The organism is Ruegeria sp. CDSA034, assembly GCF_059612275.1.
Window position 1 is genome coordinate 225,386 of sequence record NZ_JBXWQH010000003.1, and the last position, 13,479, is coordinate 238,864.

The window sequence follows — 13,479 nt, forward strand, 5'->3', positions numbered from 1 at the left end:
GTTAGCTCAGGCCCATGAGCTGTGAATCAAAGGGATAGGTGGTCAGGTTCTCATATCCGTCTTCGGTGATCAGAACCTGATCCTCCAGCTTGATCGAGAAATCTCCGCCAACCTCTCCAACGGCAGCCTCGACACACAGGACCATGCCGGGTTCGAGCGCGTAGTCGTAAGAGCCCGCCACTGCCTTGTCCGGATAAGCAACCAGAGGCCACTCATCGCACAAGCCGACGCCGTGCATCAGGCAGCCGTATTTCTGCGCCAGAAACTTGTCGTCCAACTTGTGAGCATTGGCCGTCAGTTCCGGAATCATCACGCCGGGCTTCAGCATCTCCATATTGGTCATGATATGCTCATGCGCGTGCTGCATGGCGTACACCATGTCGGGCCGCGGTTTTTCGTCGCCGATCCACCATGTGCGCGAGATGTCGATGCAGATGCCGTAGGATCCGATCAGGTCGGTATCAAAGGCGATGATCTCATTCTGTTGGGTGATCCGGGGACCGCATTCCTGAAACCAAGGATTGGTGCGCTGACCCGAAGCCAGCAGACGGGTTTCGATCCATTCGCCGCCGCGCCTGATGTTTTCGGCGTGCAGAACCGCCCAAATGTCGTCTTCCGAGGTTTTGCCGTCTCCCACATTGGCGCGCGCGAATTTTTCCATTTCCGCCACAGCGGTTTCGCAGGCGTGATTGGCGCAGCGCATGGCTAGGATTTCGTCCGGGCCTTTTATGGCGCGGGTCTTTTCCGTAGCCTCTTCGCCTTCCATGATTTCGAACCCTTGCGCCTCAAGCGCGCGCAGGCCGTGCAGCATGATCTTGTCCACACCGAGGCGCTTGTTGCCGCCACCATGTTCGTCGATCAGGACGCGCACCTCGTTTGAAAACACGTCCGCTGCCACATCTACCTTGTCGCCCCGGTCAAAGTAGAACAGGTCGGCGCCGGATCGTTGCTCGCGCACCAGTGGGTTGAACGTGGAAAGGAACGGAGAATTCTTATAGTCCCAAATCACCATGTAGCCGTCGGCGCACAGCAACACCGCGCGAAACGGATTGTGCGTGTTCCACAACTGCATGTTGGTGCTGTCGGTGGCATAACGAATGTTCAGCGGGTCGAACATCAGCAGCCCGCCATAGCCACGGTCGACAATGGCTTGCGTCAGTCGTTTCCAACGGTGTTCGCGCATCCGGGCCAGATCGGGCATGGCAAGGCCGGCCTTTTCCCATTCTGAAAACGCAAGCTGCGTAGGGCCAATTTCGATCCGGTCGTTTTCATTCGGGGTACCATCACCAAGAGTCGCACCTTTGGTCGGGTCGATCTTGCGGCTGTCGCGGTAGTGTCGGTTCATGGTGGGTCTCCCTGCCTGTTCTTTGAGCGTGAAGAATCAATCTCCCGACGTCTTGAAGGTTTGCGACGGTGCGTTCGTCGCTTTTTGACCGACAAGTGGAAATTCTGATGATACGTCAAATTCATGACGACCATTCTTCAGACTTCAATTCCGTATGACCCGCTGAACAAGCGCTCTTTGCCAGGCATTCAGCCAGCAAGCATGGACAACTGGTTGCACCGCGATGATGCGTTCGCCGCCCAGATGCAAAGACGCGAGGACCTGTTGGTCGGTCATCGTTCGGATGTTCTGGCGATGGATGCAGGTGCTAAACCCGCTGCGCAGGAGTTGTTGGATCTTGTCCTGAACCAAGTCTATCCCGAGTGCACAGATCACGTCGCTCGCCCGGACGGGACAGATGTTACGATCGATCCGGATCAGCCATTGGACACACTGTGCCGATTGGTGCAGGAAGATTTCTGCATCCTGCAAAAGCAGGGGGATGAACATGTTCTGACCGGTGCCATCCTGTGTTTTCCTGCCAGTTGGCGCTTGTCCGAGAAATTCATGCGGCCTCTGATCGACATCCATCTGCCTGTTGACAGCTACAACGCCGACATCGCCCGGCGGGTTCAGCGGTTGTTTGACGGGATACAACCGGGACGCCCTCTGTGGCGATTCAATGCGCTGTGGTATGAGGACGCCGAGCTGCATCAACCCCGCAGTGCATACGACCGGCGGGCCGCACAGGAGCCAGGGCACGCCCGGTTCCTGCGGAGTGAGCGGCAGACGCTGTTGCGACTGCCTGAGACGCAGGCCGTGGTTTTCTCGATCCATACATATGTTCTGGCGGCAGAGCAGGTGCCAAAAATGGAAAACCCCGCCTGATGGCGGGGCCTCCAAGGAGGGTCATTTCATACCAGGCTACATGCCCAGCGCGCTGGCAGCGCCCGCAAGTGCCCCGCTTGTGCTGAGAGCGGAGATCGCGATCGAATACACCAGCACCTGAGTGTTCAGGCGGAAGTCTTCGCCCCTTATCAGGTTCACAGCGGCCAAAGAGGCCGCAATCGGGACGGACACGCTTGCCACGGCACCCGTCAATCCCCAACTGGTCAGTCGGAGGATATCGCTGGGTTGCTCATGGACGAGGGGGGGCGTGTCGTCCCGATCGGTAGGCTGCTCGATAGGTTCTGTCCGAAAAGCGATGCTGAGCAACTGCTCATCTGACAGCTGGATTGGCCGGGCTACTGGGGTCAGCGCCTTTTTTTCTGGCTCATCCAGGTCTTCTGCGTCAGTAACATTCAGTCCGGCAAACGGGCCTGTCACTGCCTCGAAAATCTGTTTTCTGTCACGCGGCCTGCTTGGGGCCAGCGTGTCAAATGCGCTCATGAATTGTTCGATGGTCAGAACGGTGTTGGGCGACAGCCATTCGACCCGCTGGGTCGCGCAGACGTCAACCATTCTGTAAAGGATCACGACCAGCATCAGCTCGGAAACTTCGCTGTCATCCAATAGGGGGGAAACCGGGGTCACAGTGATCGTCAGCCGGTTATTCGGCAGGGTGACGATGGGTCTCTGGATTGTCTTCAGACCTGCGGCGCGGTTGAGGCGCTCGAATCGGTCTTCGGTTTCGGCAACCTTAGTATCCAGCGTCAGGCGCACCAGATACTGACTGGACACAATGCTGGCTTCGGTGCTGTTCTGCAGAGACTTGCGCTCGACCAGGTGACCATAGTCCGCAAGGGTCTTGGCAACGATGTCGCTGAACCGCTCGATCGCGTCCTCGGTCTTACCGTCGAATTGCAGACCACCGTGATAGCTGTGCTTCGGAGTCACTGCGCTGTCCTTTGTCGCATCCTTTGTTTGGAAACAATCTAGCAAGCGATCTGGGGCAGATTTGGGCAAAAATGGAAAAAAATGAGAAATCGGGCTGATTGATTACGCTATGGAAACCTAGGCATTTTAAGGGCCTTTTGGCGTCTGTGGCGACAATGTGGCCGAAATCGGGTGTAACTGCCGGAATCCCAAGCCAGCTTCAACCGTCGATTCGGGCAGCCATTATTGCAATGGATTGTTGGTAAACCGAGGCGGCATTCCACTGTTGAATGACTGCAAAGTTTGGCTGACCCTGTTGATAGCCCCGACCGGGTTTCCAGCCCTTCTTACGCAGAAAATTGGCAGTTGAGGCCAATGCATCGGTCATATTGTAAAAGTCGACCTGACCGTCGCCGGTGGCATCAACCCCGTATTGCATGGCATTGCCCGGTAGGAACTGGGTGTGCCCAAGTTCGCCATGTTTTGCCCCTTTTGTCGCTGTCGTAATGCTGCCTTGATCGACCAGCTTCAGCGCCCCGATCGCGTGAGGAATGAAAAATTCGGACCTGCGGCAGTCATAGGCCAGTGTTGTGATTGCGGAAACAACCTGACTGTCCCCCATGAAGTTTCCGAACCCGGTTTCCATGCCGTGAATGGCGATCAGCACCCCGGCCGGTACGCCGTATTGACGTTCGAGTGCCGCATAGAATTGTGGGTTGCGCGCTTTGCGTTTGCGCCCTTGCGCCACGATGGTGTCTGCCCCTCGGACGCGCATGAACTTGTCTAACGAGTATTTAAAGCTCTTTTGATTGCGGTCCGCGGCTATGGTTCGCGTGGCGTATTGGGATTGGGCCAGTGCCTGCAATCCTTTCTTTTTGACGCCCGCGCGTTTCGCCTGTTTGGCAAAGTCCTTCTTCCATGTCTCAAAGCCGCTGCTGGTGTTGCCGCAAGGTGCCGCGGAAGCAAGGGCGGGAAGGGATAGGGCGAACAAGAGAGCGAAGCGAAGCATCAGGGAAACCCGGAAAATTGCATTGTCAGGAAAAGAGTACGCTGCATTTCTCTGTGCGAAAAGACGTTAGTACAGGTCCAGCTCTCCGGTACCTTTCAGACTTTCAAACCACTCATCGGGTGTTTTGTCGATTTTGGCGTGTTTGACCATCATCGCGTTCATATTGGGTAGGTCCGAGGAATCCGGCCATTCCTCCGGTCGCCACAGGTTCGCGCGGATCACACATTTGGGGCAGTGTGCGAACACTGTTTCGACGTGAATGACCAAGGCCAGTTTCGGCGAGCGGTTGTTTATTGCCATGCTATCCAGCAAGTCGCGGTCTTTGCATAAACGGGAAGTTCCACGAAGGCGCAGAGTTTCCATCTTGCCCGGCACGAAGAATATCAGGCTGACACGTGGGTCCAGCAAAATATTGTGGAACGTATCTACGCGCTTGTTGCCGGGTCGATCAGGGATTGCGATCAGTGTGTCGGATAACACATTTACGAACCCTTCTGGATCACCTCGGGGCGAGATGTCCATATGACCACCTGGATTGGCTGATGCGATCAGGCAGAATGTGGATTTAGCAATAAAGTCGCGGCACATCTGGTCCAGCCCGGACAGCTCTTTGGCGATGATCTGGGGCAGGGGCGCTCCGGTTATGCGCTCCAGTTCATCGCTCGAAGTCACGAAGTCTGTGAATTGAAAAAAGGGGGCGTCTGATGACATGCGATCTCTCCTAACCGGGTGGGTCGAGTGTGAGAGATCGTACCAAACGAAACAAGGGCGCCCGAGTGGACGCCCTTGAATTTTAAACCGCAAATCGGATCAGCAGCTGTAGTACATTCCGTATTCAACCGGGTGCGGGGTGTGCTCGTAGGTTTCGACTTCTTCCATCTTCAGTGCGATGTAGCCGTCGATCTGGTCCTTGGTGAACACGTCACCCTGCAGCAGGAAGTCGTGATCCGATGCCAGAGCTTCCAGAGCTTCGCGCAAGCTGCCGCAGACGGTCGGGATATCGGCCAGTTCTTCGGCAGGCAGATCGTACAGGTTCTTGTCCATGGCTTCGCCCGGATCGATCTTGTTCTTGATGCCGTCCAGACCGGCCATCAGCAGAGCGGCAAATGCCAGGTAGGGGTTCGCCGCTGGATCGGGGAAACGAGCCTCGACGCGCTTGGCTTTCGGGCTTTCAGTCCACGGAATACGGACGCAACCCGAACGGTTACGGGCCGAATAGGCGCGCAGAACGGGGGCCTCAAAGCCCGGGATCAGACGCTTGTAGCTGTTGGTCGCCGGGTTGGTGAAGGCGTTCAGCGTTTTGGCGTGCTTCAGGATGCCACCGATGAAGTACAGTGCTTCATCCGACAGATCGGCGTATTTGTCGCCTGCGAACAGTGGCTTGCCGTCTTTCCAGATCGACATGTTCACGTGCATGCCGGTGCCGTTGTCACCTGCGATCGGTTTCGGCATGAACGTGGCCGATTTACCGTAGGCGTGCGCAACATTGTGGATGATGTACTTGTACTTCTGCAACTCGTCGGCCTGTTTGGTCAGGCTGTCAAAGATCAGACCCAACTCGTGCTGGCACGACGCCACTTCGTGGTGGTGCTTGTCGACCTTCATGCCCAGACGCTTCATGGTCGACAGCATTTCCGAACGCAGGTCCTGCGCTTCGTCGATCGGGTTCACCGGGAAGTAGCCGCCCTTGACGCCCGGACGATGGCCCATGTTGCCCATCTCGTATTCGGTGTCAGTGTTCCACGACGCGTCGGTCGCATCAACTTCGTAAGATACCTTGTTGATGCTGTTGGAGAAACGGACGTCGTCGAACAAGAAGAATTCCGCTTCAGGGCCCATATAGGCCACATCACCGATACCTGATGCTTTCAGATAGGCTTCGGCTTTCTGAGCGGTGCCGCGCGGATCACGCTCATAAGCTTCGCCGGTGTCGGGCTCAACAACCGAACAGTGTACGCAGATGGTTTTTTCCGCGTAGAACGGATCGACATATGCGCTGTTGGTGTCGACCATCAATTTCATGTCGGATGCTTCGATCGACTTCCAGCCCGCGATGGACGAACCGTCGAACATGAAGCCTTCTTCCAGGAAGTCCTCGTCAACTTGGTCGGCCATCAGCGTGACGTGCTGAAGCTTGCCGCGGGGATCAGTGAAGCGAACGTCGACGTACTCGGCGTCCTCGTCTTTGATCAGCTGAAGAACTGCGTCCTTGCTCATAACTTAATATTCCTCTGCTTTGAGTTTGTTCTGTTACAGCGCTTCCGGGCCGGTTTCCCCGGTCCGGATGCGAATGGCTTGTTCAACGGGCGAGACAAAGATCTTGCCGTCGCCGATCTTGTCGGTCTTTGCTGCCGCGACGATAGCGTCGATGGCTGCGTCAACCTGATCATCGTCCAGCACGACTTCGACCTTCACCTTGGGCAGGAAATCGACGACGTATTCCGCGCCGCGATACAATTCAGTGTGGCCCTTCTGACGGCCAAAGCCCTTAACCTCGATCACGCTGAGACCCTGGACGCCGACATCCTGCAGCGCCTCTTTAACCTCATCGAGTTTGAACGGCTTGATGATCGCTTCGATCTTCTTCATTCCGGGCTCCTGTTAACTCTTGTCAGTTTGGCACTGACCACGTCTAAATTCGGGCGGCAATGTGATTGCGATACCGGCCCGAGCCGGGCGCTGAGAAAATGGGCGTCGGGTCAATTTTTGATCAACTTGCACAAAAAGTAAGCGAAACTGAATCGCCAGAGGATTTGAGATGACGGAATTGCTGACAGCGGCGCAGATGCGAGCAATTGAAACAGCGGCGATTGAGTCCGGTCAGGTGACCGGTCTGGAACTGATGGAGCGCGCCGGTCGCGGGGTTGTCGAGGCGATTTTTGAGGAATGGCCGGAGTTGGCGAAAACTTCGGGGTGTGCTGTGGTTTTGTGTGGCCCCGGCAACAATGGCGGTGATGGGTTCGTCGTTGCGCGCCTGTTGAAAGAGTGGGGCTGGGAAGTCGAGGTTTTTCTGTATGGGGACGCCGACAAGCTGCCAGCAGATGCGCAAATGAACTATGATCGGTGGCAGGAGTTGGGGGAGGTTGTTCCGCTGACTGAAAAGGACATGCGCAAGGGTGGTTTTGCCGATCTTTACGTTGACGCTCTGTTTGGGACGGGACTGAAACGCGGCTTGGACGGTGAACTGTTCAAGGTCGTTCGGCATCTTTCTGGTATGGATGGGGACGATTACACCGACCGCCTAGTCAGCATAGATGCCCCATCCGGCTTGTGTTTGGACAGCGGGCGGGTGTTGCATCAAGAGCCATTGAACCTATGGCCTCGCGAATTTCTGGACGGTGTGCCCGCAGAGATGCGAAACAAGGTTGCTACTGCGGGCGGCGCGCGCGCTTTGCATGACCGTTTTGCTTGGTTGACAGTGTGTTTCGACAGCCCAAAGCCTGGGCATTTTCTGGCGCAAGGGCCGGATTTGTGTGGCAAGCTTGCTGTGAAAGACATCGGTATTTCCAAGCAGCGTTGCCGCTTTAACGGTGAACCATATGACGATGCGTTCACGTTAGGACCAAAGCCTTTTCGCGGCGCGAACCGACCTGCTTTTCTAACCCTTGCCGAGGCACCTGGCCGCGTGAAGGACGAGCGAACATGGGGTGGTTTGCCGCTCTATCGCTTGCCCAAATTCAAACAGCAACACAAGTATTCCCATGGCCACGCCTTCATCTTGTCAGGTAGTTCGGGCAGGACCGGCGCGACGCGATTGGCAGCGCGCGGTGCTTTGCGGATTGGGGCCGGGTTGGTGACATTGGGGGTTCCGCCGGCGGCGCAGACAGAGGTTGCGGCACAGGTTACGGCCATCATGTTGCAACGGGTTGAGGGTGGCGACGGCTTGTCCGATGCTCTCAGCGATGAGCGGTTGAATGCGCTTTGTCTTGGACCTGGTCTGGGATTGGAGCGTGCGCGGGATCTGGTGCCGGTTGCTTTGGCGGCAAATCGGGCGACGGTTTTGGATGCCGACGCTTTGACCGCGTTTGCAGACGACCCTGCGGCTCTGTTTGACCAATTGCACGATAATTGCGTTCTCACACCGCATGGTGGAGAGTTCGCAAGGCTGTTCCCTGACATATCTGAAAAGCTCAAGGCGGTTCCAACCAAAGGCCCGGCTTATTCCAAGGTCGACGCAACGCGTGAGGCGGCCAAGCGGGCAGGGTGCGTCGTTCTGTTCAAGGGGTCGGACACGGTGATTGCCGCGCCGGATGGGCGCTGCGCGATCAATTCGGCCCATTATGAGCGTTCGGCACCGTGGTTGGCGACGGCTGGCTCTGGCGATGTGCTTGCCGGGTTTATCACCGGGTTGCTGGCGCGTGGGTTCGCTCCGATGCAGGCTGCGGAAACGGCGGCCTGGCTGCATGTGGAATGTGCGCGCCATTTCGGCCCCGGGTTGATTGCCGAGGACTTACCCGAGCAACTACCAGCGGTTTTTCAGAGTTTGGCTAAATGACGCATGGGCGGAAATTAGCCGCTTTTTTCAGCGTTCGGCAAGAAATAGCCGCACGTATACGCATCAGTGCATGTCATTCCTTTTGAAAGACATCAGGCAGAGTGGCAGACTTGTACCCAGATTTTCCTGCCTACGAAGCCTTGGTAGCCAAATCTTTGATATGATTAAAATTTACTTTCTGCCGATTTGAGCCGTAAGGCAGAAATCCTAAACGCGACTAACTCGGTTCCTTGCGGAGTGGTCCGTCACATCGGTTTTTCTTTTGGCGGTTCCCACAAACGAAACGTTCAAGGTGAATAAAATGACAGTGAATTTGAAACTTCCCTCGGTTGCCGCTGTTCTGGCGATGACCACGGCGATCCCTGCCGCTGCTGAACTAAAGTACGAAAATAACAGCGGCGGTTATGTGGTGCTGTACGGTCAGCTCGATCCAGTGATCGTATCGGTCGATGACGGTCAGGAGACCGAGACCCGGTTGCTGGACAATGACCTGTCCAACAGCCGCGTGGGTTTGCGCGTCATGCAACCTTATGGCAGCAATGAGTTCATGTTCCGGTTCGAAACCGGTCTGGGTCTGCCAAGTACCGGGACAGCCAACCAAGATGGTACCAACACCAACGGTTGGAGCCGTGAAGATATCCGTCACGTCGATTTCTCGCTCAAAGGTGGATACGGCAAGTTCTCTGCCGGTCAGGGTAGTATGGCCTCGGACGGGGCCGCCGAGACTGATTTGTCCTACGTCGGGACGGCTTTGTATTCTTTTACGAACGATGAAAACGGCGCGTTTTTCTACCGGGGAGCAGACGGTGTCTTGAGTGGCACCACCGTTGGCGACTCGGCCAGCAACTTTGATGGCGCGCGTCGGGGCAGGGTCCGGTATGACACGCCCGATTTCAACGGCTTCTCAGCGGCGATTGCTTATGGTCAGAACATCCTTTCCAGCAGCGACGACGACGATTATTACGATCTCGCGGTCAAGTACCGGAACACCTTCACGAACGGTGTCGAGTTCGCAGCGAGCATTGCCTATGCAGTAAGGGATTTCGACGGCCAACCCGGCGAACGCAAGGATACCATTGGGTCCGCGTCGGTCCTGTTGCCCAGCGGGTTCAGCTTTACTGCAGCCCTCGGCACGCGGGACGATACCTCTACCGGCGCCAGCGATCCGGATTACTGGTACACTAAACTTGCTTATGAAGGGGATTGGGTGTCCTGGGGTAAAACCGGCGTTGGTATCGACTATTTCGACGGTTCCGATTTCGAAAATCAGGGGTCCAGCACCAAGTCCTGGGGTATTGCCGTTGTTCAGCGGATCGACGCGATTAACACAGACGCCTACCTGAAATACCGCAACCACGATTTCGACGACACGGTCGACTTTGACAAGAACGAAGCCTGGGTACTGGGTGCGCTCTGGAAGTTCTGACGACGTTTCCCCGTAAACTAACGGCGCCCCAGTTTGGCTGGGGCGTTTTTTTGTTCAAATCGGCGGCAAAACAAGGCTGATCTGGCCATTGCCTCTTGCACGTAACCGGCTGGGCAAATAGAAGGCGTCAAATTTGCCCGGCGCGCCGTTTTGCGCGCCCCGAATCCTATGGGGACTACCATAATGCAGGTTACCGAGACGCTGAACGAAGGTCTGAAACGCGGCTACAATATCATCGTATCCGCAGCCGAGCTGGACGACAAAGTTAACGAGAAACTGGTCGAAGCGCAGCCGGAAGTCGAAATGAAGGGTTTCCGCAAAGGCAAGGTGCCGATGGCATTGCTGAAAAAGCAGTTCGGTCAGCGCCTGTTGGGCGAAGCGATGCAGGAAAGCATCGATGGTGCGATGAACCAGCATTTTGAAGACAGCGGCGAGCGTCCTGCGCTTCAGCCCGAGGTCAAAATGACCAACGAAGACTGGAAAGAAGGCGACGACGTCGAGGTCGCAATGTCCTATGAGGCACTGCCCGCGATCCCCGAAGTTGACCTGAAATCGGTCGAGTTGGAAAAGCTGGTTGTCAAAGCGGACGACGCAGCCATCGAAGAAGCGCTGAACAGCCTGGCCGAAACCGCGCAGGACTTCAAAGCGCGCCGCAAGGGTTCGAAAGCCAAGGACGGCGATCAGGTTGTGATCGACTTTGTTGGCAAAGTTGACGGCGAAGAGTTCGAAGGCGGTTCGGCTGAAGACTATCCGCTGGTTCTGGGTTCCAACAGCTTCATCCCCGGCTTCGAAGAGCAGCTGGTTGGAGTGAAGGCCGAAGAAGTCAAAGACGTCAACGTTTCCTTCCCCGAGGAATACGGCGCAGAGCATCTGGCCGGCAAAGACGCCGTATTCACTTGCACCATCAAAGAGGTGAAGGAACCCGTTGCTGCGGAAGTAAACGATGAGCTGGCAACCAAGTTTGGCGCAGAAGATCTGGCCGCGCTGAAAGGTCAAATCGCCGAGCGTTTGGAAGCGGAATACTCCGGTGCATCGCGCGCGGTCATGAAGCGTGGCCTGCTGGACGCGCTGGACGAGAAGGTATCCTTCGACCTGCCGCCGTCGCTGGTTGAAGCCGAAGCCAAGCAGATCGCACATCAGTTATGGCACGAGGAAAACCCGGAAGTGGAAGGTCACGACCACGCTGAGATCGAGCCCACAGACGAGCACAACAAGCTGGCCGAACGCCGCGTGCGTCTGGGCCTGCTGTTGGCTGAACTGGGCCAGAAGGCCGAGGTTGAGGTCACCGACTCTGAGATGACCCAGGCGATCATGAACCAGGCACGTCAGTACCCGGGTCAGGAACGTCAGTTCTTTGAGTTCGTGCAGCAGAACGCTCAGATGCAGCAACAGCTGCGCGCGCCGATCTTCGAAGACAAAGTCATCGACTACGTCTTTGAACTAGCTCAGGTCGCGGACAAAGAAGTCAGCAAAGACGATCTTCAGAAAGCCGTTGAGGCACTGGACGAGGAGTAATCCTCGTTCAACCATCCCCATGGGCATAAAAAATACGGAGCCGTCTGAAAAATGACGGCTCCGCTTGGGTGGCTTTAACCTATGAGGTGAGGGGGTCAGGCCTCATGAGCAAAAGCACGGGGGGTTCTTAACAGAGCGGTCTTCTGCTCTGGCGTAAAGCGGTCTGAAAGCGCCTCGATCAGCTTCAGTACAGACTCGACTTCGGTTTTCGATGTTGCCGAACTCATCTGTTCGACAAAGTACTTTTCCAACTGAGTCAGCGGCTGGTGGTCGTAGTTTGCGGAACTTGGCTTGGCCTTTGCGCCCTCAAACAACTCCAGCGCCTGTTCTTCGGTCAGGAAGACATCGTGTTCAATGTCGGCGTAATCCCGAATTCCGGCGATCCGTTCATCCGAACAGTCCATAAGAGCGGCCATGGCCACAACCTTGCCCATTGGCTTGGCAGTTCCAAGATAGTCGTAAGGCGCGTTGCCGGATCGTTGCAGGACGCGGTTCATCACAGGGTCAATCACGGCAATCGAGTCCAATACGCCGGCCATCTTGGCATATTCGAACGAGCCAATCATGATCTCGCTGGTGACATAGGATACCGAGTTTTCCCCACGTCCTCGCCCAAGCTTTTTGGTGTCGACGCAAAACCGGGTTGCTTCCCAGACCTGCGCGCTGCGGATCGGCGGTTCGCCGTCTAGGATTGAATGAAAAACGTCGGACAGCATGTGCGGCCCGGTCGTTTGCAGTAGTCTCATGCACCCAACAACGTCCCCCTCGTCGTCGATGCTAACTACATGTGCTGGATGAAGGTCGTCAAAATGGTCGCGTTCGCGCCCATCAACGATATTTACATCCCAACCAAGGCGGTCGCCAAAAACGCGCGCGCGCAGTTTGTACATCTCGTCCAAGACATGCTTAAACTTATTCTGGTTGATACCATCAATTACGATGATCATTTCCATCCCCCTACAGTCTGGTTACCGTAAGGATGACGTTAACTAAGATTTGAGCTAAGACTATTGGGGGTTTCCCGTATTTTTTGATCTTTTTTGATTATCCTGGGGCAATTAGGCCCAATCCAATAGCTCTTCCAATGGCTTGCGGTGTTGTCAACGCGCCCATTTTTTCACGCCCGGATCGCATATGAACTTCGACGGTTCGGTGGGAAATCGACAGGATATCACCGATGTCTTGCTGTGATTTTCCGTCCGCAACCCACTGCAGGATCTCTTTCTCTCGCGTCGAAAGGGCTGGTAAATACAGTGCTTTGGCCAGCAGGCCAGACTGCATCACGGTATCATGCGCTGTAACTGCGGCCATCTGCAGGTCCCCCATCACATGTTTCTTCAGCTTTGCCCACTCGGAATCCGAGCAATTTCGGGTCACATTCAGCAGGCCACATTCCCCGTATGGGCCACGTACCGGAACGGTTAAGCCACGGGAAGTAATGCCAAAATCATGCGCGTCCCGAAAAACCGAATGGAACTTTTCGTCGTGATTAAATCTGCCCCAGTCTACCGGAGCGATGCTGAGCGCAGATTGATACAAGGTCGGATCGAAATGGTGGAAGCCTTGGCTGCCATAGTGAATCTTCCATTCGTCCGGGTAGTTGGCATACCCCTGAACGTCACCCTTTACAGGGTTAAAAGTGGCATAAGACGCGTAATCGAAACCCAATTCATCGCAGACAGCATTAATTATGTCGGCTGCCGACTTTTCCTCGTGGTCGATCGCGGCCAAGTCTATAAGTTTCACCTGTCCAACCCTTGCGGCGGCAAATCTTTCCCCAAAGACATGCCAAATCTGTCCATTTCACCGAATACGTTGCGTCAACTGTGGTGCCTGACGCAAGCTAATTATGTATATCGCTTAGGCATAATGCGTGGTTATGGCAACAGAATACC

The 13,479-nt window shown here is 55.7% G+C and carries 12 protein-coding genes; 4 read left to right on the forward strand and 8 right to left on the reverse strand.

The window, feature by feature from the left end; translation table 11 throughout:
- Position 1: 1 nt before the first annotated feature.
- Positions 2 to 1,345, reverse strand: a complete 1,344-nt coding sequence (gene dddP / locus AC2FLJ_RS07900; RefSeq protein ID WP_496696834.1) for a dimethylsulfonioproprionate lyase DddP — start codon at positions 1,343 to 1,345, stop codon at positions 2 to 4.
- Between the two features lie 123 nt (positions 1,346 to 1,468).
- On the opposite strand from dddP, the gene AC2FLJ_RS07905 reads away from it, so the two are divergent.
- Complete coding sequence (locus AC2FLJ_RS07905) at positions 1,469 to 2,212, forward strand: heme-dependent oxidative N-demethylase family protein (protein ID WP_496696833.1); 744 nt, start codon at positions 1,469 to 1,471, stop codon at positions 2,210 to 2,212.
- Between the two features lie 36 nt (positions 2,213 to 2,248).
- Here the strand turns inward: AC2FLJ_RS07905 and AC2FLJ_RS07910 are convergent, their stop codons facing one another.
- The 5 genes from AC2FLJ_RS07910 to AC2FLJ_RS07930 form a co-directional block, all read right to left on the reverse strand.
- Positions 2,249 to 3,160 carry a hypothetical protein gene (locus tag AC2FLJ_RS07910; RefSeq protein WP_282169331.1) on the reverse strand — a complete coding sequence of 304 codons (912 nt, stop codon included), beginning with the start codon at positions 3,158 to 3,160 and terminating at the stop codon, positions 2,249 to 2,251.
- A gap of 199 nt (positions 3,161 to 3,359) precedes the next feature.
- On the reverse strand, positions 3,360 to 4,148 hold the full coding sequence (locus tag AC2FLJ_RS07915) for a lytic murein transglycosylase (RefSeq protein WP_108860333.1): 789 nt from the start codon (positions 4,146 to 4,148) through the stop codon (positions 3,360 to 3,362).
- 66 nt (positions 4,149 to 4,214) lie between these two features.
- Entirely contained in the window at positions 4,215 to 4,859 is a 645-nt protein-coding gene (locus AC2FLJ_RS07920; RefSeq protein WP_496705180.1) for an MSMEG_1061 family FMN-dependent PPOX-type flavoprotein, read from the reverse strand.
- Positions 4,860 to 4,958: 99 nt separating this feature from the next.
- Positions 4,959 to 6,365 carry a type I glutamate--ammonia ligase gene (glnA, locus tag AC2FLJ_RS07925; RefSeq protein WP_058277498.1) on the reverse strand — a complete coding sequence of 469 codons (1,407 nt, stop codon included), beginning with the start codon at positions 6,363 to 6,365 and terminating at the stop codon, positions 4,959 to 4,961.
- Between the two features lie 33 nt (positions 6,366 to 6,398).
- Positions 6,399 to 6,737 carry a P-II family nitrogen regulator gene (locus AC2FLJ_RS07930; RefSeq protein WP_058274017.1) on the reverse strand — a complete coding sequence of 113 codons (339 nt, stop codon included), beginning with the start codon at positions 6,735 to 6,737 and terminating at the stop codon, positions 6,399 to 6,401.
- Positions 6,738 to 6,906: 169 nt separating this feature from the next.
- On the opposite strand from AC2FLJ_RS07930, the gene AC2FLJ_RS07935 reads away from it, so the two are divergent.
- The 3 genes from AC2FLJ_RS07935 to tig all read left to right on the forward strand — a co-directional run bounded on the left by AC2FLJ_RS07935 (position 6,907) and on the right by tig (position 11,584).
- Positions 6,907 to 8,643, forward strand: a complete 1,737-nt coding sequence (locus tag AC2FLJ_RS07935; protein ID WP_496705182.1) for an NAD(P)H-hydrate dehydratase — start codon at positions 6,907 to 6,909, stop codon at positions 8,641 to 8,643.
- A gap of 301 nt (positions 8,644 to 8,944) precedes the next feature.
- Positions 8,945 to 10,069: a porin gene (locus AC2FLJ_RS07940; protein WP_496705184.1), complete on the forward strand. Its 1,125-nt coding sequence runs from the start codon at positions 8,945 to 8,947 to the stop codon at positions 10,067 to 10,069.
- Between the two features lie 183 nt (positions 10,070 to 10,252).
- Positions 10,253 to 11,584: a trigger factor gene (gene tig, locus AC2FLJ_RS07945; protein ID WP_282151585.1), complete on the forward strand. Its 1,332-nt coding sequence runs from the start codon at positions 10,253 to 10,255 to the stop codon at positions 11,582 to 11,584.
- 95 nt (positions 11,585 to 11,679) lie between these two features.
- On the opposite strand, the gene AC2FLJ_RS07950 is transcribed toward tig, so the two are convergent.
- Positions 11,680 to 12,531, reverse strand: coding sequence for an acyl-homoserine-lactone synthase (locus tag AC2FLJ_RS07950; protein WP_496705186.1), 852 nt, complete (start codon positions 12,529 to 12,531; stop codon positions 11,680 to 11,682).
- A gap of 97 nt (positions 12,532 to 12,628) precedes the next feature.
- Positions 12,629 to 13,330 (reverse strand): LuxR family transcriptional regulator, encoded by a 702-nt coding sequence (locus tag AC2FLJ_RS07955; RefSeq protein WP_058274014.1) that lies wholly within the window; start codon positions 13,328 to 13,330, stop codon positions 12,629 to 12,631.
- Positions 13,331 to 13,479: the final 149 nt, after the last annotated feature.